The sequence below is a fragment of the Flavobacterium sp. DG1-102-2 genome (assembly GCF_033042555.1).
In the GTDB taxonomy this organism is placed as follows: Bacteria; Bacteroidota; Bacteroidia; order Flavobacteriales; family Flavobacteriaceae; genus Flavobacterium.
Genome location: NZ_JAWLIK010000006.1, coordinates 158,687 through 184,805, shown reverse-complemented (window position 1 = coordinate 184,805; position 26,119 = coordinate 158,687). Strand labels below are relative to the sequence as shown.

The following is a 26,119-nucleotide window of genomic DNA, read 5'->3' as shown; positions in this document are numbered from 1 at the left end:
CAGTACACCAAAATAAAAACACTACGTGTTGAATTTCGAATACAAATCTAACCGCTTTTTCTCCTAAACAATAAATTTCACTATAGACAAAATACGGACAACTCTTGTTTTTAACGGGTTTTTAGACGGTTATGCGTCCATTTCAAAATGTGTCAAAAAATTGGGAAACCTATTTTGAAGTATTTAAAAGTATAGATTCAAGCTCCTGTTCGGTATCAATTTTCATTTTCTTTTTAACCCTATACTTTTTCTTCACAATACTTTCAGGTGAGACCTGCATTAGCATTGCCATGTCCTTATAAGGGAGATTTAATTTAAGCAGTGCACAAAAATAAAGATCATTTTTGGTAAGTACCGGAAACTGTTTTTTAAGATCTGTCTGAAAGTTAGAGTATGCTTCGTTAAAACGTTTCCTGAATAATTTCCAGTAATCATCGTCGCTTGTTAAAGATTGTAGCTGTGCCTTTATTTCGTTGATACACATTTTATCGGGGCTTTCGCCGCATTGTGCTACAAGCTTATTGATGTTTCCTTCAAGTGTAGCGAGAGATATCATTCCGGTAACAAGTTCCCTGCTTTTATATTCTAAATTTTTAATGTTCTCTTTATTTATGTTCCTGGTATTTTCATACTCTTTTATAAGCATGTCTTTACCGGTTTTTGCTTTTTCTAACTTCTGTTTGTTCTTCCAGCAGATTAGGACAAATGCCATAAAGGTTAGTATGAAAGTTACTGTTATACCTATTACAGGAATTAGCTTTATCATGTGCCTTTTTTCTAATTCGCCGGTAAGATTGGCGTTTTTGTTTTCAAGGCTTTTTCCTTTCTTAGACTGATATGTATTCTGATATTGTTGTTGCAGTTGTTGGGTAATAGTGTCGTTTGAGGATCTTTTTAGTGTGGCGTTTATTGCAAGTAAATTTTTGGCAGATGCCAATGCCTTGTCTTTCTTGTTACTGACTTTGTAAGTTACTGTCTTTTGTGTTTCAAAATGCATTCTTTCTGTCAGGTTGGTTTTTTGAAAGAATTCATCTTTGTCTACGAGCGCTATAATTTGAAGCGACTCTTCATATTTTTTTTGCCTGTTCAGCATGAAGATGTATTCTGAAGCTATAGAGATAGTTTTGAATGATTTTAGTTCTAAAGCCTTAGATAATGCATCCTCGTAATATACTTCTGAGGCAGAAAAATCCCCTTCTTCCATTTTTATCTTACCAAGTTTAGAATATGAAATGGCTAGAATCTCTCCGTCCTTAAAATTTTTAAGAATAGGTATTGCCTTGCTTATAGCGTTATATGCGTCTATATATTTGTGAAGCCGAATCATGCAGTCTCCGTAATTCAACAGGGCAGTGGAATAGCCTTTTAGATGTCCTTTTTCTTTAAACTGTTTAATGACATCTTTATAAAGGTCTGCTGCAAAAACAAGGTTTCCGGAATTTAAGTAGGTGTTTGCCAGTGAAAATTTTACAGTAATAATATCAAAGGTTTCGTTTGATTGCTCAAGCAGTGCGATTGCCTTTAAGAGATAGCTGATGGCTTTGTCACTTTTAACCATGAGGTTGTAGTTAGATGCCATTTCACCGTAAATTAAACCTACACCTTTAAGGTCATTGGCTGTCTCATATATTTTCTCGGCTTCATTTAATAATTTGAGGGCTTCGGCGTGATCTGCTTTTTTCTTGAAGGCCACAGCTTTGTTTCGCAGCATGCGTGCGTAGAGCATTGGTTTCTTTGCAAGATCAATAAAACCTTCAGCTTTTTCAAAATAATATAAGGCAGAATCAGGTTTACTCTTAAGGTTGTAATACGTCCCGTAGTATAGGTAAGTTCCGGCATACACAGTATCGTGAAGCTTGCCTTTGTAGTTAAGCAACTGTTTTATATAAATCCTGGCACTATCAGGCTTAGAATTTAATGTGTTCTTTATAAGGCGTTCTTTTTCCAGTACATCCATGCCGGGGGATTGTGCATAGGTAAACTGCAAAAACAAAAATATTACGCATAGTAATTTTTGTTTCATCGTTTAAAAAAGCATCTTTTTGTATCTGGGGCATGATGGAATGCTGTAGCAAAATAAGTTATAATATTTTCAAAATGCAATAGTTTGATGTGACAAATAAAGTCAGTGTTTGCAGGGTATTTCAGATCTCAGTTAAATGTTTCAGATTTTTTTTACAACATTTTTTTACTTTAAGATAGGGGATAAGCAAAAAAAATCCCCCTCATTTGAGGGGGATGATTTTTATCTTACGGGCTGGTTTAGTACAAGGTCCAGATATAAGTTTATTTTGTCTTTAAGTTCTTTACGCGGCGTAATGAAATCAAGGAAACCGTGCTCAAGTACAAATTCCGCAGTCTGAAAACCTTCAGGCAGATCTTTACCGGTAGTGTCTTTTACAACACGCGGGCCTGCAAAACCGATCAGAGCACCAGGCTCAGAAATGTTTACATCACCAAGCATTGCATAAGAAGCGGTTGTTCCACCTGTTGTAGGGTCTGTACATAGTGAGATGTACGGAATTTTAGCGTCAGCAAGCTGAGCTAGTTTTGCGGAAGTTTTAGCAAGCTGCATCAACGAGTAGGCAGCTTCCATCATCCTTGCGCCACCAGACTTGGAAATCATTACAAAAGGAATGTTGTTTTTAATAGAATAGTCAATAGCACGTGCTATTTTTTCTCCTACAACAGCTCCCATAGAACCTCCAATGAAAGCAAAATCCATACATGCTACTACAAGGTCGTTACCTTTAGATTTACCTACAGCTGTCCTTACGGCATCTTTAAGTTTAGTCTTTTCGGTAGCTTCCTTAATACGGTCACCGTATTTTTTAGTATCCACAAACTTAAGGGTATCCTTAGAAGTCATGTTTTTGTCAAACTCTGTAAACTCATTGTCATCAAAAAGGATATTGAAGTACTCTTTGCTGCCTATCCTTACGTGGTAGCCGTCTTCCGGGCTCACGTAAAAATTTTTGGCAAGTTCGTCAGCATCAACAATTTTACCGGTAGGAGATTTGTACCAAAGTCCTTTAGGTACGTCCTTCTTATCCTCGGTTGGTGTTGTTATCCCTTTTTCTGTTCTTTTAAACCAAGCCATCTTATTCAGTTAAAGTTATTACTGCAAGCAGTTATTATAGTGTGTTAACGTTGTTAAGGTCTTTAAAGGCCTGCTCAAGCCTTGCGTTGAAAGTAAGTTCACCTTCACGCATCCATTTTCTTGGATCGTAGTGTTTTTTGTTTGGAGACTCAGGTCCGTCCGGGCTTCCTATTTGTGTTTTTAGGTAGTCTACGTTTTTAACAACGTAATCACGGATACCTTCAGTAAATGCAAACTGAAGATCTGTATCTAAATTCATTTTTACAACACCGTAACCAATAGCTTCCCTGATCTCTTCAAGTGTAGATCCAGAACCTCCGTGGAATACAAAGTCAACAGGGTTGTGGCCTAAGTTGAATTTTTCCTGCACATACTCCTGAGAGTTTCTTAGGATTTTCGGAGTAAGTTTTACGTTACCCGGTTTGTAAACACCGTGTACGTTACCAAAAGCAGCTGCTACAGTAAAACGTGGCGATACTTTGCTAAGCTCTTCATAAGCATAAGCAACTTCTTCCGGCTGAGTATATAATTTTGAGCTGTCTACATCTGAGTTGTCAACACCATCTTCTTCACCGCCTGTAATACCAAGCTCGATTTCAAGTGTCATGCCCATTTTGCTCATTCTCTCTAAATATTTTTTAGAAATTTCCATATTCTCTTCAAGAGACTCTTCCGAAAGATCTATCATGTGTGAGCTGAATAATGGTTTTCCTGTTTCAGCAAAATGTTTTTCGCTTGCATCAAGAAGTCCGTCAATCCAGGGTAAAAGTTTTTTAGCACAGTGGTCAGTGTGAAGAATTACAGTAGCACCGTAAGCTTCTGCTAAAGTGTGTATGTGTTTTGCTCCCGCAATAGCACCAAGAATAGCTGCCCGCTCGTCTGCATTAGAAAGGCCTTTACCGGCATTGTAAATAGAACCACCGTTAGAGAACTGAATGATAACAGGTGCGTTAAGTTTTGCAGCAGTTTCCATTACACCGTTAATTGTGCTTGATCCTGTTACGTTAATTGCAGGAAGGGCAAAACCTTTCTCTTTAGCATATCTAAAGATTTCCTGTACCTGGTCTCCGGTAGCAACACCGGGCTTAATATTATGAGCCATTTTGTATTGAATTTTAGAATTGAATTGACAAAAATAATATTTTAAATTTAGAACGGATAATTAATTCCGACATTTAGAACTGATTTAGAAAGATTATACTCTTTAAACCAGCGATCATTCTCTTCACGCCCCGGATTATAGGTCTTAAATCCAAGGTCAAAGCGAACCACAAAGAAGTTAAAATCGTACCTGAATCCAATTCCCGTGCCTAAAGCAAGATCTTTAAAGGATTCCAGGCCGTTAAAAGTTTTTGATTTGTCTTTTTCTTCGTCAAAAACATTCCAGATATTACCCACATCGCCAAAAATGGCTCCGTTAAGCTTTCCGAATATGTTGAAACGAAGTTCGGCACTGTAGGCCAGCTTAAGATTCGCTTCGTTAAAGTCGTTTACACCTCCGCTGCTTCCGGGTCCAAGGCTGTAGGGCTGCCACCCTCGGTTGTCATTAGATCCCCCTGCAAAATAACTTCTTGTAAAAGGTATTGAGGTAGAGTTGCCGTATGGTATTGCAAGGCCAAAAAAGGCGCGCATGGCAAGTACTTTACCACGCCGAAGGTCCCAGTGTTTTATAAAGTCAAGTTCTCCTTTTAGATATTGAGAGTAAGCTACGTTAAATAGAGTGCGTCCTGTGTTGCTGCCGTTTGGATCAACAACTGTTCCTCCAATCAGTGAAAGCAATGCCCCTGCAGATTCTACCTTAGTCTTGAAGATAAAGAATGTATTATCATTTATATTTTCTCTGCTGGTAGTAGTATAGGTGTAGTTTGTGGCAAATATCAGGTTGTTTTCCGTAAGCCTCACACGTCGTTCTTCTATGCTTTCAATATTGTCTTTGTCGGTTTGAGAAACCTGTATAACGTCATTATTTACGTCATTTATAAAGAGCTCTGTTTTACCATTATCCCTGTCAAGATCTCCGTTAGTATTAAGGTACGATTCAGGAATCTGCGAACGGTAGGTGTCTGCTATTTCGTTTACCCTGTCGTAAGATGAGTCGTAAACACTAAAGTACTTAGAGGGGTTTATGTTTCTTATGTATTGTACGTTGAATAAATCCAGCCTTGCCGTGCGGTTTCTCTTTGGTGTCCAGTTGTAGCTCAGCACGCCTGTAAAATTCTCCTTATCAAGGCCAATGTTTTTCTGCCTGCTTGTACCAAGGCTCATTACGGTAGACGGCAGCATCTCCTTTGGGATCACCTTGTCTGTATTGAGCGGAAAGAATATTCGTGGCAGTGTAAGCTTCATGTCTGCTCCATATTCTAGGATATTAAAGAATGCCCTGTCTTTAATTGCGCCATCGCGTGACGAACCTATATTTCCGCGTGTGGAGATCTCAAGAGTTTCTGCTCCGCGGAATAAGTTACGGATGGTTACCCCTAAACTTCCTGAAATACCAAAATCCTGAATGTTAGAATGCGTAAAGTCGGCCGTAACATTAAAACGGAATTTTTTTCTTGGCGTAAGCGTAATATTGGTAATAAGCGACTGTCCTGTTGGGTCGTTAGGATCTTCTATATAACTTATGGAAGGCGAGTTGAATACCCTCAGGTTGCTTAAATAGCGCGAACTGCGCACCCTTCCTATGTCAGAATAGGTACTCCCCTGAGTTATAAAAATAGCGTCGGTTATGGCTTTTGGCCTGTAGTTTAGCTTTCCTGTACTATAAATATTAAAGTCTTTATATTTTGTACTATCAATTGATTGATCTGCACTTGTAGGATTTGTAGTGTAGATGTTTACCTTACTTATTTTGTATAACTTGAAAGGTCTTACCACGGTAGAGTCGCCGCGTCGCAATGATTCGTTGTCTACGACAAGTTCTACGTTAGCCTTGTAGTCATTATTTACAGTATCAACTACATAATTTACATTGTTCTGCTGAAAATAGTAGGCACCGTGATTCCTGAAGTAATTGGTAATCCTTTCCCTTTCGGCAGTAAAATTAGCTTCGTTGTACTGCTGGCCTTTTTTTATAACTGAATTTTTTTTTGTGGCGTTGTAAAGGCTGTCAAGTGCCGGGCTTTCTATAAAAGCGGCAATGCTGTCAAGCATGTATGGCTTTCCGGTAATAACGTCATAGTTAATAGCTGCTCTTTTGTCGCCAAGGGTGTCAATCTTAAATCCGGCACTTGCCCTGAAGAACCCCTGTTTGTAGTAGTAGGCAAAAAGTCTGTTCCTAGATTTCTTTGTCCTGTTTACATCAACGATTACAGGAGGTTCTCCAACTTTTTTAAGAAAATTGCTATACCCTGTAACTACAAATGAGTTGCCAAGGCGCTGTACCTGCTTTTCAGATAGCAGCGCTTTCATTCGTTCGTGCCTGCCAGGCTTTCTGTCAAGCCATGCATGGTACGAAGAATCAGCATTAGGTTTTGCAAGATTAAAAAGGTGAAGCCTTAGGTGATACCCTAAAATGTCGGTATTTGGTTCCTGATAAAGCAAATTTTTAACTTCATCATCGGTCTTTTTCTCTCCATTAACGGTTATATCGGCTTTTTCAAGCAGGTGCTTGCCATCAGGAACTCTTTTTACAAGAGAACATGAATATAAAATCAGGCCCGATAATATAATTAGTGCTATTTTTGTGGTTTTATTTCTCAAGACGGTATAGCCAAATAGTAATTCAAAAATACATTTTTTATGGTTAGTAAAAACCAAATTAAAACAATAACGGGCTTACAGCAAAAAAAATACAGGAAACAGCATAAATTGTTCTTTGCCGAAGGTATAAAGGTAGTGCAGGAATTGCTGAATTCCAATTTTGAATTACACCAGCTTTTTACAACTCAGGATATATTTAAGGCTGTTCCTGACAGCAAAACCGAATTTATTACCGAAGCTGAGCTTAAAAAGATAAGTGCCCTTGCTACACCTAATGCCTGCGTGGCAATATTTGTTATGCCGGAAGAAAAAACCGTGCCTGACAGCGGACTTATCGTAGCGCTTGACGATGTGCGCGATCCCGGCAACCTGGGGACAATAATTCGCTTATGTGACTGGTTCGGCATCAGCCATCTTGTGTGTTCAGAGCAATGTGTAGATGTTTATAATCCTAAAGTCGTGCAGGCTACAATGGGATCGTTAACCCGCGTAAATGTTGTGTATACTGGTCTTGATGAATACCTGCAAAAAACTGCGCTTCCTGTTTTTGGGACTTTTATGGATGGCGAAAACATTTACAGCGAATCGCTTCCTGAAAACGGGATAATTGTAATGGGTAATGAAGCTAACGGAATATCTCAGGCTGTTGAAAACAGGGTAGGTCATAAGATTGCCATTCCACGTTTTGGTGATCTTCAGCAAACAGAAAGCCTTAATGTAGCTACGGCTGCCGCCATCATCTTAAGCGAATTCCGTCGTGATTTTAGTGGAAAGTAAAGTTGATGAAAACGCCACGTGTTTTCATGGATTCTACGTTGCTTGTGTAAGGACTGTTAGGATCATTATCACGTATAAGCTCATCATTTAAGCTGAATATACCACGTATAGACGGTGAAAATTTAAAGTATTCAAAGTAAATATCTATACCTGCGCCGATTTCATAAAAATTTGTCCATTTTTTCATCCTGAACCTTTGGCCGGTAATGTTATCATCTTTTACGTTAAAGCCACTGGAAAGGTTAAGGGAACGTGACACCCCTCCAAGGATATAAGGCCTGATGTTACCTGTTCTCTTAGAAGAAAATTTAAGTAAAAGCGGAAAATGGATGTATGTAGATTTTACTTCTCTTTGCTGGTCGGCAAGGGTTCCCTCCACATTGTGAAACGTCAGGTCACGCTGCGTGTAATAAAGTCCCGGTTCAAATCTAAGGTCCAGGTATTCAAATAGACGAAGATTGCCCACAAGGCCCACATTAAAACCTGTAGTGCGTTTTACCTCAATATCAACCTTTGGGTCGTCAATATAATCCCATTTAAAATCATAGCTGTTAAAGCCCAAAAAATATCCCCAGTGAATTCTTTGCTTGTCAAAGTTTTCAAGGTTGATGATAGGCTTTTTGCTAAATATTTGCGTGCCAAACTGGGCATGGGAGCACAGTCCGGTAAAAAGCAGTAGGTATAAAAACAGTTTCTTCATCTTATTGTTTTGAAGCAGAGTAAATTGTTGCCACTCCAAAAGTCTGCGGCATATTCTTAACCTCTATAAACCCAATTTTTCGTAAAATATTGTTCAGCGCTTCACCATGTGGAAAAACGGATGCCGATTCGCTAAGGTAGGCATAAGCTGAACGGTCTTTAGAAAACATCCTGCCTATAAGCGGCAGCAGGTATTTGCTGTAAAAATTATATCCCTGTTTGTATGGGAATTTTGTAGGCACCGAAGTTTCAAGTATCACAAAAATACCGTTTGGCTTAAGCACGCGCAAAATTTCTGCAAGCCCTTTTTCAAGCGTTTCAAAGTTGCGTACACCAAAAGCTACTGTTATGGCATCAAAATAATTGTCTTCAAACGGAAGGTTCTCGCTATCGCCATATACCAGTTTTATTCTACTGTCAAGGCCTTTTTCGGCTACTTTTTTTCGGCCCACTTCCATCATGCCTTCAGAAATATCTGCGCCAATGATTTCCGTTGCACGTGTTTGCGCCAGCAATATAGCCAGGTCGCCGGTTCCTGTTGCGATATCAAGTATCGCCTGCGGGTTCTTCTCAGCAACAAGTTTTAGCACTTTTTTTCGCCATTTGATATCTATTCCAAAGGAAATTACACGGTTAAGGCCGTCATAATTACCAGAAATAGTATCAAACATTTGGGCAACCTGTTCTTTTTTGCCCAGGCCGGAATCTTTATAGGGAGTTACGTTTTGCGACATTACTTATATTTACGCAGCAAAGATAGAAATAGTTTTGTTAATAGGGGATTAGAAATGCTAATAGGCATAAACTTCTAAAGTATATGAGTTGTTACACTTTCCATATCACATAATTCGTAGACTCTTCCACACCGCTCCATTGCAGGATAAGGTTATTCTCTGTAAGCGAAATTATTTTTGCCTCTCTGGTTTCTGTTTCATAATAAACGGTAAGACTGTCTCCGTTTATAACATAGGGCATATCTCCATTTCCATCATAGTCTACAACATAAAATGATTTTTTTGAAAGCACAAAATCGGCATGAGGCCCTGATGGGTCGCTTACACATGTGTTGAAAAGTAATTCTGTATTTAGTGCTGTTTTGATGACCGGTTTTTCCGGGCGTTCAATTTTCGGTTTGGCCGCGTCGGTCACAGTATCAACGGTTGCTATTGTTTGGCTTTCTGTAGTAACAGGTTCGTCAATTTGTTTTTCTTCTTTTTTACATGAGATAAAAATTAAAGTAGTCAACAGAACAGTAGCCAAATATCTTTTCATTGTTTCATTGTATTAATTTTTGTCAAATTTGATGGCATAGTCCCTATAATTCACGCTGTGGTATATAGGCTTTTTATTTTTTACGGTAAGTTCGACAGATTCTTTTCTGATGTAGGCTTTATCAAATGCAATCGGTTGAACAATCTCATTCTTTGAGTTAATGATGCCAAATTTAGTGTTTCGTTTTGCGATAAATTCTCCTGAAACATAAATGTTGTCCAGGGCATCATATTCCGCAGGAACCAATATCTGGTTATCTATCGAAACAACTCCATATTTACCGTCTTTTAAAAATACCTGTTTATCCCATTTTTCGTAAATTGCGTCTGAGGCTTTAATGAAGCTGTCTGCATTTACGTTTTCTGTCTTACCTGTTTCTATATCCAGTAGTATTGGCTTGTTGTCTTTTGTGGCAAATACTTTTTGTTTCCATACCCTGTAAAAAGCATAGTCAAACGGAATGGTGTTTTTACCTGATAAGTTAAATATGCCATACTTCCCGTCGTTGTTTTCAGTTATAAAGTATTTCTTTTCATGAAGTTCTATATGCTTATAAATAGCTGGTATAATTTCATTACCTGATGCATCAATAATGCCCCAGTTTTTATCTTTAACTACATAAAGGTTGTGCTCTGTCGGAAATATGTATTCATATCTTAATGCTGTAATGGCTTTATGGCCGCGGGTATAAAGTCCCCATTTGCTACCCTTTTTCAGTGTTACAAGTTCCTCTCCGTATTCTGCATCTTTATAATCGCATGGAATAATAAAATTACCCGATTTATCGATAAAGCCATAAAGGCCCGTTTTTGTGTTGCGTATTTTAGCAATACCGCTTTTATAGATATCAAGGTTGTATCCTTTTAGTGCAGTAAAGAGTTGTTTTCCGTCGAGGCCTATCATCGTTACAGATTTGTCGGGCAGCACTACATACGCTGCCCCGTCGTAATAACGTTCCATATCAGTAAAATCAAAACCAGTAATCGCTTTTCCTTCTACGTCAAATACTGCGTAGCGCTTATTTTTTTCTACGATATACATGTCTTTGTTGGCATCGGTAATGTAGTTGTATTCTATTGGGATCTTCACATTGTTTGAAAAATCTACAGCACCCTTTTTGTTGTTTATACCAACAACTACTAATTTGCTGTCACATGCATTATAAACGTCGTCGTAGATAAAAGGAATGAGTATTTTTCCGCTCTTGTCTATGTAGCCGCGCTTCATTATACCCTTAACTTTCATCCCGGCTTCAATCGCGCCATTGCAGTTAATTTCGGTATAGTCAAATGTGGCGGGGGCGGTGATGCTGCAAAGAGAATCCATAACGCCCATTTTGCCATTTTGTTCCCTAAAGGTTACAATACCGTTTTTCGGATGGGAAATGTACTGGTATTTGCCTTTAAGATTTTCTTTGGCTGATTCAAAAGTCTGGGCTTTAGCTGAAAAGCTGATAATTATAAAAAGAAGAATAAGCTTAAAATTCATTTTGGTAACAGATGATGGTTTTACCAAATATAAGAAATTTAGCTCAGTTTTCTAAATAGGATTGCCGGCAATATGGGTGTTATAATATAATTCAACGTTTGAACCGAATCCCATTACAGCTATGCCTTTAAATATACCTGAAAAGTCATTTCATATGCGTGCTTTTCATCTTTTGGGTGAAATATAGCTTCACTCAGTTTCCATTTTGATTCGTCTATTTGTGGAAAATAAGCGTCCGCATCAGGAAATTCGGCGTGTACTCGGGTTATGTCAAGCTTATCGGCACGGCTAATGCTTTGGTTATAAATTTCGCCTCCGCCAATAACAAAAACCTCTTCGTCCTGCGGGCAGGCATTAAGAGCCTCATCAAGGCTTCCGGCAATAATGCAGCCATCAGCCTTATAGTCTGCCTGGCGTGTAATAATTACAGATGTACGGTTTGGCAGGGGAGAAGGAAAGCTCTCAAATGTCTTTCTTCCCATTATGATGTGATGCCCTGATGTTCGGGTTTTAAAATGTTTAAAATCATCAGGCAGGTGCCATATCATTTTGTTGTCTTTGCCCAGGGCATTGTTTTCGGCTACTGCCGCGATAAGTGTAATAGTCATTAGTCTAATGTGGTAGTGGTAGTATTGGATGTGTCGTTTTCCAGTTTTTTTTCCAGCTGGCCGATGCGGCGTTCCTGTCGGGCAACGAGTTTAGCGATCTGATCCTGTTCCCATTTTTTATTGATAAAGCTTTCGGTAACAAATACTTTTATAAAGTGCATTATAAAAATAAATGCCCATGCCGTTATTGCCCAAAGGTACCAGTCGTCTTCAGGATCTACATCGAGCATTTTATTGATAATGTAAAAGAAAAAACTGCTGACAAAGAATAATATAAAGTGAAAGTAAACGCGCTTTTTTTGTTTTACCCGTTTACGGGCATATTCAAATAATTCTTGTTGATTTGGTTCCATTTCTCAGTTTTTGGTAACTAAAGGTAGGGAAAAATATAAAAAAAGGATACAATTTATTAAAAGTTTAAGGTTGCCGGCAGGTTAAAGCTTGCCCTTACAGGAATTCCCCTGAAACTTCCCGGATTAAATTCGGGCAATTTTTTCAGTGCCCTCCTGTATTCTTCGGAAGCAGAAATATTGTAAGGGATAGACACTACATCTGAGATGGTTATATCGCCGTTTTTCTCTACTATAAATGTTGCCACAAGGCGTTGTTGTTTGGCTACCGGCTTTACTTCTTGTGTTCTGAATTTTCTCAACATAACCTTTGTTATTTTTTCTGAAGAGCATTTGTAGGCAAGTTCCTGATTGTCGTTTTCACACCCCTTGCATGCAGGCTGTATACCCAGTCGAATATATTTCGGCCGTATGCCTTTTTCTCTTAAGATATCATAGGTCGTAATTTCAAATTTATCAGTCTGCCCATTATATAGGTACGTATACGTTGATATATGGGCGCTTCTGTTTTCGTCCATGCCGTCATTTTTGGGCAGAAAAGGCGCAAGGTTGTCTATGTAGTTTTTAGGGCATTACGAAGCAGGCTGTCTTCGCACGCGACTTCAACGGTTTCTGCCATTACTTTGCCCTCTGCGTCAGAAAGGAATGCAAAAGATATTGGCATGTGATCGTAGGTGCTCGTTTTTTTTATATGCTGTGCAATTTCATCAGACATCAGGTTGTTGAGGTCAGCGCGTAATTTTTCTGAATAACAATCAGATTCAGGCCCTGCATTTTCACACTCTTTAAATGTTGCATAAGTTCTTTTGCCTGACTGTGCTGTGCCGGTAAAATTAACTATGATAATTATCGCGATGGCTAATAAAAAATTTCTATACATTTCCTATCTTATTTGATATGGGAAAAATAGTAAAAATTAGTCTATATTTATTGTAAATGGAATGACAAAAGATTGTACCGTAGGTATTCCTTTAATTAAAGCAGGTTCAATCTTAGGCAGCATTTTAAATTGTCTTGCCATCTCTCCCCTTAATTCCTCTGTCCCTTCCATTATCCTGGTCAGTACGATTTCCCCCGAAGCATTTACAGTAAAATATACGATTAGTTTATTTCTTGACGGGGATTCAGATCCCGGAATCTTAAAGTTTTTCAGTACTATGTTAGAGAGCGGGTTGTATAAACACGGAAATTTATTGTACACATCCTTTTTATATTTTTCTTTACAGTCCTTAAATTTTGCATCCTCATTATACTTAAGTAATTGAGGGGGTAATTTGTCGGTAAAAAAAGTTATGCCCGGCTGATATGTCTGCGTAGGCAGGTCGGGTACAAAATTTATATTATAAAGATGGGCGCTTTTCCTTATGGCCATTTTATCGCTCTTAGGGAAAAATGCCGGTAAACGGGATATGATATTGCGTATGGAAACATGCAGGGCATTGTTTGCGCAGATTATTTCTGTTTCAGAATTTATGACTTTTCCATTTTCATCAGTTATAAAAAGGATTGATACATAAAAACCGTCTTTTTCGGGTGAGTTTGCTATCTCCTGAGTGATTTCTGGAGTAATCAGGTTAGTGATTAGGTTCTTGAAAGTTTCCTCGGTGCATAATATTGGGTCTGCTTCTGTCATGCAATGCTTAAAAACAGCCTGTTCGCCTAATTTTACAGGAGGAAAGTTTTGGGCGTTAGAAATCATGCAAAAGGCAAAAGCAATTGCGGCTATGGTAAATTTCATAAGGTTTGTTTGTTAAACAGCTACAGCACCTTTAATGTGCGGATGCGGATCGTAGTTCTCTAAAGTGAAATCTTCAAATTTAAAGGCAAAGATGTTTTTTACTTCAGGATTAAGCTTTATTAGAGGAAGCGGCTTAGGATCGCGGCTTAACTGAAGTTCCAGCTGTTCCATGTGGTTGTTGTAAATATGTGCATCGCCAAAGGTGTGGATGAAATCGCCTGGCTGTAGTCCGCACACCTGGGCGATCATCATGGTCAATAAAGCATATGACGCGATATTAAAAGGTACACCTAAAAATATATCGGCACTGCGTTGGTATAGCTGGCACGATAATTTTCCTTCGGCAACATAAAACTGAAAGAATGCATGGCATGGAGGTAGTGCAACTTTACCGTTGGCCACATTCTCAGAAAATGATTTAGAAGTGTCAGGCAGTACGCTTGGATTCCATGCAGAAATAAGCATCCTGCGGCTGTTAGGGTTTGTTTTCAGTGTTTCGATAAGTTCGGTGATCTGATCTATTTCCTTATCGTCCCAGTTGCGCCACTGATGGCCATATACAGGGCCAAGGTTGCCATCTTCATCTGCCCATTCGTCCCATATTTTTACACCGTTATCATTAAGATAGCCGATGTTTGTATTCCCCTCAAGAAACCAAAGCAGTTCATATATGATTGATTTAAGGTGCAGTTTTTTTGTAGTGACTAAAGGAAATCCTTCGCTAAGGTCAAAACGCATCTGGTAGCCAAAAACGCTTTTTGTACCTGTACCGGTACGGTCGCCTTTTTGTACTCCGTTCTCTAAAACATGTTTTACTAAATCGTGATACTGCTTCATCTTTTCCTGTTTACTTGTGGACTTGTGGATTTGGTTATGTGTGACTTGTAGTGTCTAATAACCGAATTAAACAAATAGCCAAACTAACTCTCCCTCTTTGATATTTCGTCGCGTATTTTAGCGGCTTTTTCGTAGTCTTCGTTCTGAACGGCGCCGTCAAGCATCTCGTTAAGTTCCTGCAGGTTGTACGCAGAATAGCCTTCGCCTGATACAGTTTCCTGCCCGAAGGTCTGCGGTTCCGAAAGTACATCTTCAGGCTGCGTTGGGTTGCCTTCTGCGTCTGCTTCCGGATTCAACTTCAGGAAAATACCTGCTTTGTCAAGGATGTTCTTGTAGGTAAATATAGGAGCATTAAAACGAAGCGCCAATGCAATAGCATCAGACGTTCTTGCATCTATAATCTCTTCAATACGGTCTCTTTCGCATATAATGCTGGAAAAGAAAACCCCATCTACAAGTTTGTGTATGATTACCTGCTTTACTACGACATCAAACCTGTCAGCAAAGTTTTTAAACAGGTCGTGCGTAAGCGGCCTTGGCGGTTTAATTTCCTTTTCAAGGGCAATAGCTATGGACTGGGCTTCAAAAGCGCCAATAACTATGGGCAATTTGCGGTCACCATCCACTTCATTAAGGATAAGTGCATACGCCCCGTTTTGAGTCTGGCTGTATGAAATTCCTTTTATAGTAAGTTTTACTAAGCTCATAATTAGTCTTTCCTGTATAGAAAAAGGGCTATCCGAAAAAGATTAACTACCATTTTCGGATAGCCCTTTTAGAGGGCACAATTTAAAATAAAATTATGAGTTTTGCGCTTTAAAGGCTTTAATTTTTTCAGTCAACTTAGGAACAATATCAAAAGCATCGCCTACAACGCCGTAGTCTGCAACTTTAAAGAAAGGTGCATCAGCATCTGCATTGATGACTACTTTTACTTTAGATGAGTTGATACCGGCAATGTGCTGGATAGCTCCCGAAATACCTATAGCTATATAAAGGTTAGAAGCAACCGGTTTACCTGTTTGGCCAACGTGTTCGCTGTGAGGTCTCCATCCAAGATCTGAAACCGGTTTAGAACAAGCTGTAGCAGCACCAAGTGCACTCGCAAGGTCTTCAAGGATGTGCCAGTTTTCGGGACCTTTAAGTCCGCGTCCGCCAGATACAACGATCTCAGCATCGGCGATAGTTACTTTTCCTGTCACTTTTTCTGATGATTCTACTTTTACAGAGAAGTCAGCGTCGTTAAGCGACGGGGAGAATTCTTCTTCTGTTGCGCTTACAGCATTTTCAAATACACCGTAAGAGTTTTTGCCTATTGCAAGAACCTTTACATCAGTAGTTATTTCTGTTATGTTGAATGCTTTGTTAGAAAATGCATTTCTTTTAACCTGGAATGGAGAAAGGCTTAGTGGCTGTGCAACTACGTTAGAAGCGTAACCTGCTTCAAGTGCTACAGCTACAAGTGGGGCAATGTAAAGGCTGTCAGTTGTAGAGTTGAAAAGAACGATCTTTGAACTTTCTTTCTCTGCTGCCTGCTTAATTGCATCGGCGTATGCCTTTGCATTGAAAGCGGTAAGCTTGTCAGATTTTACATTAAGCACTTTATCAACGCCATATTTTCCAAGCTGTGCAGCAGCGTCAGATGCGTTAATTGTTAGTGCGGTAACTGTTGTTCCTGTTTCGCCTGCAATCTTTTTAGCGTAAGAAGCAAGCTCGAAAGTTGTTTTTTTGAATTTACCCTCGGCAAACTCAGCATATATTAATATTGACATATTTTCTAATTTTTAATTTACTAATGTATCAATGTGACAATTGCAATTAGATTAAGTGAATTGATGCATTGAATAATTAATTCATTCATTGTTACATTAAATTACTTTAGCTTCATTATGTAAAAGGCTTACAAGCTCGTCAAGATTGTCAGGGCTTATTAGTTTTACAGCCGATTTTGGAGCAGGTTTTTCAAACTTAACTGCTTTTGTAGTATTGTTAGCTGCCACAGGCTCAAGTATGGTAAGTACTTTTTGCCTTGCCATCATGATCCCCCTCATTACAGGTATCTTAAGGTCTTTTTCTTCTACAAGGCCTTTTTGTCCGCCTATAACTAACGGAAGTTTTGCGCTAAGTGTTTCTTTACCACCGTCAATTTCCCTTATTGCTTTAGCGTCGTTTCCGTTTACTTCAAGGTTAATGCATGAGTTTACAAAGTCAAAACCTAAAAGCCCTGCAAGCATACCCGGTACCATACCGCCGTTATAGTCTAAAGACTCTTTACCTGCAATTACAAGATCATAACCGCCATTCTTAACTACTTCGGCAAGTTGTTTTGCAACAAAAAAGCCATCGGCAGGGTTAGCATTAACGCGAATCGCTTCATCGGCACCTATAGCAAGAGCTTTTCTAAGTGTAGCTTCAGCTTCAGGACCGCCTACGTTTACTACTGTAACGTTTGCGCCAGCTTGTTCTTTAAACCATACTGCTCTTGTTAAACCAAATTCGTCATTAGGGTTGATTACAAACGAAACGCCGTTAGTGTCAAACTCGCTGTCGCCGTTTGTAAAGTTAATTTTTGCTGTGGTATCAGGCACGTGGCTGATGCAGACTAATATTTTCATTTTTATAAAGTTATAAAGTTGAGGTTTTTCCGTTACGAAAATAATAAATTTATCTAAATAAAAAACTATGCATGCATATTAAATGTAATTTTTTTAAAAATTTACGCTATTAAATTTATTAATCATAAAAATATAGCTTTAAAATACTGATTATTGCGAATAGTTGATATTTTAAAGACAAGTTACTAACAATGCATTAATTTAAAGATATAAGGGGATTAAATAATTTTAAATCTTTATTTTTGCCATTCATTTAATACGAATAAGAAGTTACATGAGAACGATACAGTTTAGAGAAGCTATTTGCGAAGCGATGAGCGAAGAGATGCGCCGCGACGAATCTATATATTTAATGGGTGAAGAAGTTGCCGAATATAACGGTGCTTACAAAGCCTCAAAAGGAATGCTTGATGAGTTTGGCCCTAAGAGGGTTATTGATACTCCAATTGCAGAGCTTGGTTTTGCAGGTATAGCAGTGGGTAGTGCCATGAATGGTAACAGGCCTATTGTGGAGTTTATGACCTTTAACTTTGCCCTTGTGGGTATTGACCAGATTATTAACAACGCAGCAAAGATGCGCCAGATGTCTGCAGGACAGTTTTCAATGCCAATGGTTTTCCGTGGCCCTTCAGGTTCAGCGGGTCAGCTTGGAGCTACGCACTCTCAGGCTTTTGAGAACTGGTATGCAAATACTCCGGGTCTTAAAGTAGTTGTACCATCTAATGTGTATGATGCAAAAGGTCTTCTTAAATCGGCTATCCGTGACAATGATCCTGTAATCTTTATGGAATCTGAACAGATGTATGGCGACAAAGGCGAAGTGCCAGAGGGAGAATACACTATTCCGTTAGGTGTTGCTGATATTAAACGTGAAGGAACAGATGTTACTATTGTAACTTTTGGAAAGATCATAAAAGAGGCATTCATTGCTGCAGACGAACTTGCTAAAGAAGGTATAAGCTGTGAAATTGTTGATTTAAGAACAGTTCGTCCTATGGACCATGATGCTATCCTTACTTCAGTTAAAAAAACGAACCGACTTGTTATACTTGAAGAGGCATGGCCATTTGCAAGTGTATCATCAGAGATAACTTACATTGTTCAGGAAAGGGCATTTGACTATCTTGATGCTCCTATCCAGAGAATAACTACAGCAGATACACCTGCTCCTTTCTCACCGGTGCTTTTAAAAGAGTGGCTTCCTAACGCGGGAGACGTTGTTAAAGCGGTGAAAAAAGTTATGTACAAATAAGAAAATAAACACTTATATTTGAAACTTCATCATACTATTTGATGAAGTTTTTTGTTTATAGCATATATGAAAATAAAATTACACTTTTTAGTTTGTACATTTTTGCTGCTTTCGGGTACATTAATGGCGCAGACTAAAGTCAGTGGTGTCGTTGTAGACGATACAAATGTATCTATACCTTATGCCAACGTTTACTTTAAAGGAACCAGTGAAGGTGTAATTACAGATGAAAACGGAAAGTTTTACCTTGAGTCCCAAAATACATATTCAGAAGTAGTTATTTCTTTTGTAGGCTTTGCGCCTAAAGAGGTAAAGCTTAACGGAACTGTAAATTATAACCTCACTGTAAAGCTAAGTGAAGCAAGGGAATTAAAAGAAGTAGTGCTTTATTCGGGCAAGACTTCAAAAAAGAATAACCCTGCCATAGATATCCTTCGAAAGATATGGGAGCGCCGCCGCAAGAACGGGCTTAAGATGTTTAAGCAGTATGAATATGATAAATACGAGAAGGTAGAGTTTGACATGAATACTATTGATAGTGCTTTCATGAAAAATAAGATATTCAAGGGTATGGAATTTATCTTTAATCATGTTGATACCTCTAATGTTACCGGTAAAACGTACCTGCCAATATTTATTAATGAGGCACTTAGTAATGTATATGGGGACAACGTAAATAACAGGAAGAAAGAGGTAACCCGTGCTAACAAGAATTCCGGATTTAGTAATAATCAACAGATACTTGCCTTTATAAAAGACCTTTATGTAGATTATGATATCTACGATAATTACCTTAAATTTTTTGACAAAGATTTTGTAAGCCCGCTTTCACGCACGGGTATAAATGTGTATAACTACGTTCTCGCAGATAGTACTTTTATAGAGAAGAAATGGTGTTATAACATTGTGTTCTATCCAAGGAGGAAAGCTGAGCTTACCTTTAAAGGAAATTTTTGGGTAAATGACACTACGTTCGCCATCAAAAAAATTGTAATGTCTGCCAGTAAATCGGCAAATATAAACTGGGTAAAAGATATTTACATTGAGCAGGAGTTTGATGTGGTAAACGATTCTGTGTTCCTGCTTAAGAGGGATCACATGATGTCTGACTTTGCACTAAATAAAAAAGAAGATTCTAAAGGTGTTTACGGTAAGAGAACCACCTTATTCAGGGATTATGTGTTTGACAAGAAAAAAGCGGACAATTTCTATACAGCAGACGTTAACCATAACGATGAATCAATTTACCAGAAAGATGATAATTACTGGGAAGAGAACCGGTTTGAAACCCTCAATAAAGATGAGCGGGGTGTTTATAAAATGCTTGACACTCTTAAGACCGTTAAAAAGTTTAAGCGGATATATAGCGTCGTCGCAACTTTGGGAAGCGGTTATTACCAGATAGGTAATTTTGACTACGGACCCATATTTTCAAGTTTCGGGTATAATGATGTTGAAGGTATACGTTTACGAACGGGTGGGCGTACCTATTTTGGACAAAATGATCCGTGGAGGGTGGAAGGTTATACGGCCTACGGATTTAAAGACAATAAATTCAAATACGGCATCTCCGGTAAATGGATGGTGAATAAAGAAAAAAGAATTATCCTTGCAGGGGGTAACAGGCGCGATGTAGAGCAGATAGGTGTGAGCCTTACTGCTACGAGTGACGTACTTGGCCGAAGCTTTGCCTCATCGTCACTTTTTTCCAGTGGCAGCAACAATAAGCTTACTAATGTAAACTTTACTACTTTCTCGGCAGAAATAGAGCCGGTAAAACATCTTGTATTGAGGGGCAGCCTTAATTACAGGACACTTCGATCTGCAGATCCGCAACAGTTCAGTATGGACTATTATATAGATCCATACGACCATTCTAAGGGCGTAAAAGGCAATCTTGACCAATATGAGTTTGGTGCGATGGTTGAATATACGCCGAAGCGAAAAACTGTAGGTTATGGAGTAGAGCGTACCGATGTTGACTTGAATTACGCTAAGTTATTCCTTAATTTCTCCCAGGGAATAAAAGGAACATTCGGCAGCGACTTTGAATATCAAAAAGTACAGTTTTATTACAGGCAGCCAATTTTGGTTGGCGGTTTTGGGCGATTATTCACAACTCTTGAGGCCGGAAAGATATTTGGCGATGTGCCGCTTGGGTTGATGGGTGTAGTACCGGGTAATCAGTCATATTTTATCATAGAGAATACGTATAACCTTATGAATTATTACGAGTTTGTAGCCGATGAATATGTGTCGCTGCATCTTGAGCATAATTTTAATGGAAGGCTATTTTCGCGGATTCCGGGGATAAGGAATCTGAATCTTAGGGAGATCATTGGTGTAAAAGGAGTTTATGGAACAGTGTCAGACGGGAATAGAAGGCTTAATGCGTCCAGCATCGAGTACCGCGCCCCTGAAGATGTGTATTGGGAATATCATGCAGGGATTGGCAATATCTTTAAGGTTTTCAGGATAGATTTTGCCTGGAGAGGCAGTTATCTTAACCTTCCTGATGCTAATAAATTTACTGTTAAAGGTGTTTTTGGATTCTATTTCTAAAAGTTAAAATTTTCCAAAAAAAGGTGTAACTTCGTTTCAATTATTTAACGACCACCAACCTTATGAAAAAATTATTTTCTTTACTGTTATTACTTACGGTTGCATTCTCCTGCATTAAGAAAGAGGAAGTTAAGTCTGTAGAAAAAAAAGGAGACCCTTTAGTTGCATCTGTGGGTGAGGAGAGTAATGGTAAGTATATTTTTACAGATTCAGATTCTCTTGTTTATAAATGGAATGTTTTTGTAAACAAGAAAATGAAGCCTCAGGATTCTATAATACTGAATGATTTTTCTATAATAAAATCAAAAACTAAAGGAGAGCGTACAGAAGACTGTTATCTTCTTGTGGCGAAAGACAGAGATCATAAAGTGTCTCTTGGTGCCATACTGAATGTAAAGGATAAAAAATTCTACACAAAACCTGAGGGAGCTTCAAGTCAGGATATATACGAAGTCATATTGTGTAATGGCGGTTGTAATGATGTTATTTGTAGTCCTGATGTGATTGTAGCGGGTGGTGTTAAACGTTTAATATGTTCAGCGTGCGATCAGTGTGTAAAAGTTTCGGGCAGTATCAAGTGATATTTTGTAGGGTTTTTTAACATATCGTTGGCGTAGCAAATTAATAATTAGCTATAAATTAGTTTTATAATAATCATCCAACTTAATCCTTTACGTATGAAAAGAAAAATTTTACAAAGCACCATATGCTTCCTTCTTATAGGTATGGCCTGGAGCTGTAGTAATGACAGTGATGTTGTAATGTCAGATGCTGGCAGCAGGGATATCAGGCAGAAAAATAAAAATGTATGGGAAGGTCAGATTGCAGAAGAAGTTGATGGACAGCTTATTCTCACTGCTGACAGGGATGAATTGATAGAGGCGTTTCAATCTATACTTTTAAGACAAAGTGATGGAGAAAATGTTGAAATAAACCAGATTACTCTTGTGCGTAAGTTTGCATCAAACAATTCTCAGGATAGTGCTGTGTTTTTGATTGGTGGAGGAAGGTCTCCGGGGGGAAGTACTGTTTCATCGGGGGTAATTCTTGTTGCCGGTGGAACGGGATCAGGTAAAATGTTTTTTAGTCCGGGACCGATTAACGCAGAAGGAGATCCAACCTCTGTAAGCTGTTGGGGCTGCGGAACCGGCTGTTTCCTTGAGTACTATAATATAGACGGACACAAAGTTCCTTACTGCAATTCAGCAGGATGTGGCCCGCTTTGCGACAGGATATTTGATTAATACGCTTAATAGATAAGTATACTGCATAGCCTCCATAAGGAGGCTTTTTTTATAAATCTTAATTGTAATATGGAGCACACCATTCCGCTATTAGTACAACTGGATACTAAATTTGCGGCAATTGCAGATTTATATGGTATGCCGGGGTTTGTTGGTAGAAAGCCAGGATTTGAAAGTCTGTGCCTTATGATACTTGAACAACAAGTCTCTTTGAATTCTGCAAAAGCATCGTTTGATAAGCTCAAAAATCTCATCGAAGAGTTTACACCTCAAAATAGTATAGAAATTACCGATCAGGAGTTTCGGCAATGTGGGGTAAGCCGCCAGAAAACAGCATACATCCGCAATCTTGCAGAGGCAATCTTAAATGGGAATATTTTTTTAGAAAGTTTTATTGAGAAAGATCATGATACGGTAAGAAAAGAGCTTGTTGCCTTAAAAGGAATCGGGAACTGGACGGCTGATATTTATCTGATGTTTTGTTTGCAAGCGCCGGATATTCTGCCTTTGGGCGATATAGGCATAATTTCGGCAATTAAAGATGTATGGGGATTTACAACCTTAGAAGAGATAAAGGGGCATTCAGAAAAATGGAAACCTTACCGTACTACAGCAGCTTTTTTTTTATGGCACTACTATCTTAAAAAGCGTAATAGGATATTTCCTCATTAAATTAATGTAAACCTGCATGATATATGGTGCTTTTAATGGGTAAAGCTTTGCATTACAGTAATTTTTATGCTACTTTTGCACCCGCTTAATTAGAAAAAAGACACTTAAAAGATGACAGCAGCAAAATTAAAAACGTTTGACGTACTTATAGAAATCCCTAAAGGGAGCAGGAACAAATATGAATATGATTTTCAATTAAAAAAAATACGTTACGACAGAATGCTGTTCTCGTCTATGATGTATCCTGCTGATTATGGTTTTGTACCGGAAACACTTGCGCTTGACGGAGATCCGCTTGATGTACTTGTTTTAGTTACTGAGCCTACTTTTCCTGGTTGTGTTATGGAAGTAAAACCAATTGGTGTTTTTCATATGGCTGACGAAAAAGGGCCGGATGAAAAAATTATCTGTGTACCTGTATCAGACCCAATCTGGAATAAATACAGTGACCTTAACGAGATAAACGGTCACCTTATAAAAGAGATCGAGCATTTCTTCCAGGTATATAAAGACCTTGAAAATAAAAAAGTTGATGTAGGAGGATGGGGAGATGCTGCAGAAGCACGCGAAATCATTGACCAGTGTGTAGACCGTTTTGAAGCTCTTGAAGACAAGCCGGAGGAACTATTCAGTATCAGATAGTTTTATTATAACATATTATTAAAAAAGGCAACATTCTGTTAAAGGATGTTGCTTTTTTTATTTTGGTTTTTGCTATATTTACAATATTAACAACAAACCAAAACCTTAATTATGAATTCAATAATGATTTACGTGCCAATATTTATGGCCGTTTTAGGATTGCTTTTTATGGCAGCCAAAAGATCATGGGTGCTTAAGCAGGATGCCGGCGACGGTAAGATGAAAGAGATTTCAGATTACATTTACGAAGGGGCGCTTGCATTTTTAAAAGCAGAATACAGGTTACTTACATTTTTTGTTATTATAGCAAGTGTGGCGCTTGCAGGCATAACATTTTTGCCGGGAGCAAAAACGCATTTGCTAATTGTTATTGCCTTTATATTTGGCGCTATATTTTCGGCTCTTGCTGGAAATATGGGAATGAAAATTGCCACAAAAACGAATGTGCGAACTACTCAGGCCGCACGGACTAGCCTTCCTCAGGCACTTAAAGTGTCATTTAGCGGAGGAACTGTAATGGGGCTTGGTGTTGCCGGTTTGGCTGTTTTAGGGCTTACCGGTTTTTTTATATTCTTTTTTCACTACTTCATGAATGGCGTGTGGACAACCGCCGCCGACATGACCATGGTGCTGGAAACGCTCGCAGGCTTTTCGCTTGGTGCTGAGTCTATTGCCCTATTTGCCCGTGTGGGTGGGGGAATCTATACTAAAGCCGCCGACGTGGGTGCCGACCTTGTGGGTAAAGTTGAAGCCGGTATTCCGGAGGATGATCCGCGTAACCCTGCAACTATTGCAGATAACGTGGGTGATAACGTAGGTGATGTTGCCGGTATGGGCGCCGACCTTTTTGGATCATACGTTGCAACAGTGCTTGCCGCAATGGTATTAGGTAATTATGTGCTAAGGGATATAATATTGGATAATCCTTCATTTACAGATGCTTTTGGCGGAATAGGCCCAATACTTTTACCTATGGCAATTGCAGGTTTTGGGATACTGTTCTCTATTATAGGAACTTTATTAGTTAAGATAAAAGATAACAATGCTAAAGAAGCACAGGTACAGGGAGCACTTAATGTGGGTAACTGGGTATCTATAGTGCTGGTTGCCATATCATGTTACTTTTTAGTTCAATACATGCTTCCTGAAACTATGATGATGCAGTTTTACGGAGAAGGCAGTATAGAAATATCATCATTACGTGTATTTGGTGCTACAATCGTAGGTCTTTTTGTAGGCGGTGTAATTTCATCGGTTACAGAATATTATACAGGGCTGGGTAAAAAACCTATACTCGCTATTGTACAGAAATCAAGTACCGGTGCGGGAACTAACATTATTGCGGGACTTGCAACGGGTATGATATCTACTTTCCCTACAGTGCTGCTGTTTGCCGGTGCTATATGGGGATCGTATGCATTGGCAGGATTTTATGGTGTGGCATTGGCCGCTTCAGCCATGATGGCTACTACAGCTATGCAGTTAGCTATTGATGCTTTCGGACCAATATCGGATAATGCCGGTGGTATCGCAGAGATGAGCGAGCTGCCTAAAGAAGTTCGTATGCGTACCGACATCTTAGATTCTGTGGGTAACACTACAGCAGCAACAGGAAAAGGATTTGCCATTGCTTCTGCTGCATTAACATCGCTGGCTTTGTTTGCGGCTTATGTAACTTTTACAGGAATAGACGGTATTAATATATTTAAAGCTCCAGTGCTTGCCATGCTGTTTATAGGTGGTATGATTCCGGTAGTGTTCTCTGCCCTGGCTATGAACTCTGTAGGTAAAGCTGCGATGGACATGGTATATGAAGTAAGAAGGCAGTTTCGTGAGATACCGGGTATCATGGAAGGTACAGGTAAACCCGAATATGGCAAATGTGTAGCGATATCTACCAAAGCTGCGTTGAGGGAGATGATGCTTCCGGGTGTGCTAACCATAGGTTTCCCTATTGCCATTGTATTATTAGGGATGCTTGTATATCCTGATAACAATCAGCTTGTCGCAGAAATGCTTGGCGGATACATGGCAGGTGTTACTGTATCGGGTGTACTTTGGGCTGTGTTCCAGAATAACGCAGGAGGTGCATGGGATAACGCTAAGAAATCTTTTGAAGCAGGTGTGATGATTAACGGCGAGATGACCTACAAAGGCTCAGACGCGCACAAAGCGGCTGTGACGGGCGATACAGTAGGCGATCCGTTTAAGGATACATCTGGGCCATCGATGAACATACTTATCAAACTTACGTGCCTTATAGGGCTTGTAATCGCTCCGATCTTAGGCAGCCATACAGATGATGCCGAAATACTAAATATTCAGGCTGCTACAGTTATTGAAAAGCCGGTGGTTACAGGACAGGAGTCAAGTACTGAGATTTCTATAGACAGACAAAAAAATAACGATGGAAAAATAACCGCTACAGTTACCATATCTACAAAAACAAACAGCGAAGAACTGAAAACAGAACAAAAAACCTTTGAAGGTACCGAAGCTGAAGTGAATGCTCAGATTGAAGCCCTTAAAAAGAAATAACCTAAGTTTATATAACCGAAAAG

Annotated in this window: 25 protein-coding genes; 8 read left to right on the top strand and 17 right to left on the bottom strand. The window is 39.0% G+C overall.

What is annotated here, in order from left to right; translation table 11 throughout:
- Positions 1–169 precede the first annotated feature (169 nt).
- The 4 genes from R1T16_RS10895 to R1T16_RS10880 all read right to left on the bottom strand — a co-directional run bounded on the left by R1T16_RS10895 (position 170) and on the right by R1T16_RS10880 (position 6,802).
- A complete protein-coding gene (locus R1T16_RS10895; RefSeq protein WP_317501135.1) occupies positions 170–2,023 on the bottom strand; it encodes a tetratricopeptide repeat protein in 1,854 nt (617 codons plus the stop codon).
- Between the two features lie 222 nt (positions 2,024–2,245).
- A complete protein-coding gene (accD, locus tag R1T16_RS10890; protein ID WP_317501134.1) occupies positions 2,246–3,100 on the bottom strand; it encodes an acetyl-CoA carboxylase, carboxyltransferase subunit beta in 855 nt (284 codons plus the stop codon).
- Positions 3,101–3,134: 34 nt separating this feature from the next.
- Complete coding sequence (gene fbaA / locus R1T16_RS10885; protein WP_317501133.1) at positions 3,135–4,202, bottom strand: class II fructose-bisphosphate aldolase; 1,068 nt, start codon at positions 4,200–4,202, stop codon at positions 3,135–3,137.
- A 47-nt stretch (positions 4,203–4,249) separates the two neighbouring features.
- On the bottom strand, positions 4,250–6,802 hold the full coding sequence (locus R1T16_RS10880) for a BamA/TamA family outer membrane protein (RefSeq protein WP_317501132.1): 2,553 nt from the start codon (positions 6,800–6,802) through the stop codon (positions 4,250–4,252).
- Between the two features lie 39 nt (positions 6,803–6,841).
- On the opposite strand from R1T16_RS10880, the gene R1T16_RS10875 reads away from it, so the two are divergent.
- On the top strand, positions 6,842–7,579 hold the full coding sequence (locus R1T16_RS10875; RefSeq protein ID WP_317501131.1) for an RNA methyltransferase: 738 nt from the start codon (positions 6,842–6,844) through the stop codon (positions 7,577–7,579).
- On the opposite strand, the gene R1T16_RS10870 is transcribed toward R1T16_RS10875, so the two are convergent.
- The 13 genes from R1T16_RS10870 to R1T16_RS10810 all read right to left on the bottom strand — a co-directional run bounded on the left by R1T16_RS10870 (position 7,566) and on the right by R1T16_RS10810 (position 17,186).
- Positions 7,566–8,279: a porin family protein gene (locus R1T16_RS10870; protein WP_317501130.1), complete on the bottom strand. Its 714-nt coding sequence runs from the start codon at positions 8,277–8,279 to the stop codon at positions 7,566–7,568. The two genes, R1T16_RS10875 and R1T16_RS10870, sit on opposite strands and share 14 nt — an antisense overlap.
- Position 8,280: 1 nt before the next feature.
- Positions 8,281–9,012 (bottom strand): bifunctional demethylmenaquinone methyltransferase/2-methoxy-6-polyprenyl-1,4-benzoquinol methylase UbiE, encoded by a 732-nt coding sequence (gene ubiE / locus R1T16_RS10865; RefSeq protein WP_317501129.1) that lies wholly within the window; start codon positions 9,010–9,012, stop codon positions 8,281–8,283.
- Between the two features lie 91 nt (positions 9,013–9,103).
- Positions 9,104–9,550 (bottom strand): hypothetical protein, encoded by a 447-nt coding sequence (locus tag R1T16_RS10860; RefSeq protein ID WP_317501128.1) that lies wholly within the window; start codon positions 9,548–9,550, stop codon positions 9,104–9,106.
- 12 nt (positions 9,551–9,562) lie between these two features.
- Positions 9,563–11,038, bottom strand: a complete 1,476-nt coding sequence (locus R1T16_RS10855; protein ID WP_317501127.1) for a WG repeat-containing protein — start codon at positions 11,036–11,038, stop codon at positions 9,563–9,565.
- A gap of 119 nt (positions 11,039–11,157) precedes the next feature.
- Positions 11,158–11,646 (bottom strand): dihydrofolate reductase, encoded by a 489-nt coding sequence (locus tag R1T16_RS10850; RefSeq protein WP_317501126.1) that lies wholly within the window; start codon positions 11,644–11,646, stop codon positions 11,158–11,160.
- The gene (locus tag R1T16_RS10845) at positions 11,646–11,999 is read right to left on the bottom strand and encodes a 2TM domain-containing protein (protein WP_317501125.1); all 354 of its coding nucleotides are present in this window, start codon (positions 11,997–11,999) and stop codon (positions 11,646–11,648) included. The genes R1T16_RS10850 and R1T16_RS10845 overlap by 1 nt, the downstream gene beginning before the upstream one ends.
- A 56-nt stretch (positions 12,000–12,055) precedes the next feature.
- Complete coding sequence (locus R1T16_RS10840; RefSeq protein WP_317501124.1) at positions 12,056–12,514, bottom strand: hypothetical protein; 459 nt, start codon at positions 12,512–12,514, stop codon at positions 12,056–12,058.
- Positions 12,515–12,549: 35 nt separating this feature from the next.
- Positions 12,550–12,876 (bottom strand): hypothetical protein, encoded by a 327-nt coding sequence (locus R1T16_RS10835; RefSeq protein ID WP_317501123.1) that lies wholly within the window; start codon positions 12,874–12,876, stop codon positions 12,550–12,552.
- 36 nt (positions 12,877–12,912) lie between these two features.
- Positions 12,913–13,734, bottom strand: a complete 822-nt coding sequence (locus R1T16_RS10830; RefSeq protein ID WP_317501122.1) for a hypothetical protein — start codon at positions 13,732–13,734, stop codon at positions 12,913–12,915.
- 12 nt (positions 13,735–13,746) lie between these two features.
- Entirely contained in the window at positions 13,747–14,571 is an 825-nt protein-coding gene (locus R1T16_RS10825) for a thymidylate synthase (RefSeq protein WP_317501121.1), read from the bottom strand.
- Positions 14,572–14,654: 83 nt separating this feature from the next.
- The gene (locus R1T16_RS10820) at positions 14,655–15,278 is read right to left on the bottom strand and encodes a bifunctional nuclease family protein (RefSeq protein WP_317501120.1); all 624 of its coding nucleotides are present in this window, start codon (positions 15,276–15,278) and stop codon (positions 14,655–14,657) included.
- Between the two features lie 93 nt (positions 15,279–15,371).
- On the bottom strand, positions 15,372–16,343 hold the full coding sequence (locus R1T16_RS10815; RefSeq protein ID WP_317501119.1) for an electron transfer flavoprotein subunit alpha/FixB family protein: 972 nt from the start codon (positions 16,341–16,343) through the stop codon (positions 15,372–15,374).
- Between the two features lie 96 nt (positions 16,344–16,439).
- Positions 16,440–17,186 carry an electron transfer flavoprotein subunit beta/FixA family protein gene (locus R1T16_RS10810; RefSeq protein WP_317501118.1) on the bottom strand — a complete coding sequence of 249 codons (747 nt, stop codon included), beginning with the start codon at positions 17,184–17,186 and terminating at the stop codon, positions 16,440–16,442.
- 274 nt (positions 17,187–17,460) lie between these two features.
- On the opposite strand from R1T16_RS10810, the gene R1T16_RS10805 reads away from it, so the two are divergent.
- The 7 genes from R1T16_RS10805 to R1T16_RS10775 all read left to right on the top strand — a co-directional run bounded on the left by R1T16_RS10805 (position 17,461) and on the right by R1T16_RS10775 (position 26,096).
- On the top strand, positions 17,461–18,438 hold the full coding sequence (locus tag R1T16_RS10805) for a pyruvate dehydrogenase complex E1 component subunit beta (RefSeq protein ID WP_317501117.1): 978 nt from the start codon (positions 17,461–17,463) through the stop codon (positions 18,436–18,438).
- A 66-nt stretch (positions 18,439–18,504) separates the two neighbouring features.
- Positions 18,505–21,000 (top strand): DUF5686 and carboxypeptidase-like regulatory domain-containing protein, encoded by a 2,496-nt coding sequence (locus R1T16_RS10800; RefSeq protein WP_317501116.1) that lies wholly within the window; start codon positions 18,505–18,507, stop codon positions 20,998–21,000.
- A 62-nt stretch (positions 21,001–21,062) separates the two neighbouring features.
- Positions 21,063–21,581, top strand: a complete 519-nt coding sequence (locus R1T16_RS10795; protein WP_317501115.1) for a hypothetical protein — start codon at positions 21,063–21,065, stop codon at positions 21,579–21,581.
- A gap of 96 nt (positions 21,582–21,677) precedes the next feature.
- Positions 21,678–22,244, top strand: a complete 567-nt coding sequence (locus R1T16_RS10790) for a hypothetical protein (protein ID WP_317501114.1) — start codon at positions 21,678–21,680, stop codon at positions 22,242–22,244.
- 69 nt (positions 22,245–22,313) lie between these two features.
- Complete coding sequence (locus R1T16_RS10785; RefSeq protein ID WP_317501113.1) at positions 22,314–22,916, top strand: DNA-3-methyladenine glycosylase 2 family protein; 603 nt, start codon at positions 22,314–22,316, stop codon at positions 22,914–22,916.
- Between the two features lie 111 nt (positions 22,917–23,027).
- Positions 23,028–23,558: an inorganic diphosphatase gene (locus R1T16_RS10780; protein WP_317501112.1), complete on the top strand. Its 531-nt coding sequence runs from the start codon at positions 23,028–23,030 to the stop codon at positions 23,556–23,558.
- A gap of 111 nt (positions 23,559–23,669) precedes the next feature.
- Entirely contained in the window at positions 23,670–26,096 is a 2,427-nt protein-coding gene (locus R1T16_RS10775) for a sodium-translocating pyrophosphatase (protein ID WP_317501111.1), read from the top strand.
- Positions 26,097–26,119: the final 23 nt, after the last annotated feature.

Coding starts and splice junctions, on each gene's coding strand:
- R1T16_RS10895 (WP_317501135.1), bottom strand. CDS start 2,023: ATGAAACAAAAATTACTATGCGTAATATTTTTGTTTTTGCAGTTTACC.
- accD (WP_317501134.1), bottom strand. CDS start 3,100: ATGGCTTGGTTTAAAAGAACAGAAAAAGGGATAACAACACCAACCGAG.
- fbaA (WP_317501133.1), bottom strand. CDS start 4,202: ATGGCTCATAATATTAAGCCCGGTGTTGCTACCGGAGACCAGGTACAG.
- R1T16_RS10875 (WP_317501131.1), top strand. CDS start 6,842: ATGGTTAGTAAAAACCAAATTAAAACAATAACGGGCTTACAGCAAAAA.
- R1T16_RS10870 (WP_317501130.1), bottom strand. CDS start 8,279: ATGAAGAAACTGTTTTTATACCTACTGCTTTTTACCGGACTGTGCTCC.
- ubiE (WP_317501129.1), bottom strand. CDS start 9,012: ATGTCGCAAAACGTAACTCCCTATAAAGATTCCGGCCTGGGCAAAAAA.
- R1T16_RS10860 (WP_317501128.1), bottom strand. CDS start 9,550: ATGAAAAGATATTTGGCTACTGTTCTGTTGACTACTTTAATTTTTATC.
- R1T16_RS10855 (WP_317501127.1), bottom strand. CDS start 11,038: ATGAATTTTAAGCTTATTCTTCTTTTTATAATTATCAGCTTTTCAGCT.
- R1T16_RS10850 (WP_317501126.1), bottom strand. CDS start 11,646: ATGACTATTACACTTATCGCGGCAGTAGCCGAAAACAATGCCCTGGGC.
- R1T16_RS10845 (WP_317501125.1), bottom strand. CDS start 11,999: ATGGAACCAAATCAACAAGAATTATTTGAATATGCCCGTAAACGGGTA.
- R1T16_RS10840 (WP_317501124.1), bottom strand. CDS start 12,514: ATGGACGAAAACAGAAGCGCCCATATATCAACGTATACGTACCTATAT.
- R1T16_RS10835 (WP_317501123.1), bottom strand. CDS start 12,876: ATGTATAGAAATTTTTTATTAGCCATCGCGATAATTATCATAGTTAAT.
- R1T16_RS10830 (WP_317501122.1), bottom strand. CDS start 13,734: ATGAAATTTACCATAGCCGCAATTGCTTTTGCCTTTTGCATGATTTCT.
- R1T16_RS10825 (WP_317501121.1), bottom strand. CDS start 14,571: ATGAAGCAGTATCACGATTTAGTAAAACATGTTTTAGAGAACGGAGTA.
- R1T16_RS10820 (WP_317501120.1), bottom strand. CDS start 15,278: ATGAGCTTAGTAAAACTTACTATAAAAGGAATTTCATACAGCCAGACT.
- R1T16_RS10815 (WP_317501119.1), bottom strand. CDS start 16,343: ATGTCAATATTAATATATGCTGAGTTTGCCGAGGGTAAATTCAAAAAA.
- R1T16_RS10810 (WP_317501118.1), bottom strand. CDS start 17,186: ATGAAAATATTAGTCTGCATCAGCCACGTGCCTGATACCACAGCAAAA.
- R1T16_RS10805 (WP_317501117.1), top strand. CDS start 17,461: ATGAGAACGATACAGTTTAGAGAAGCTATTTGCGAAGCGATGAGCGAA.
- R1T16_RS10800 (WP_317501116.1), top strand. CDS start 18,505: ATGAAAATAAAATTACACTTTTTAGTTTGTACATTTTTGCTGCTTTCG.
- R1T16_RS10795 (WP_317501115.1), top strand. CDS start 21,063: ATGAAAAAATTATTTTCTTTACTGTTATTACTTACGGTTGCATTCTCC.
- R1T16_RS10790 (WP_317501114.1), top strand. CDS start 21,678: ATGAAAAGAAAAATTTTACAAAGCACCATATGCTTCCTTCTTATAGGT.
- R1T16_RS10785 (WP_317501113.1), top strand. CDS start 22,314: ATGGAGCACACCATTCCGCTATTAGTACAACTGGATACTAAATTTGCG.
- R1T16_RS10780 (WP_317501112.1), top strand. CDS start 23,028: ATGACAGCAGCAAAATTAAAAACGTTTGACGTACTTATAGAAATCCCT.
- R1T16_RS10775 (WP_317501111.1), top strand. CDS start 23,670: ATGAATTCAATAATGATTTACGTGCCAATATTTATGGCCGTTTTAGGA.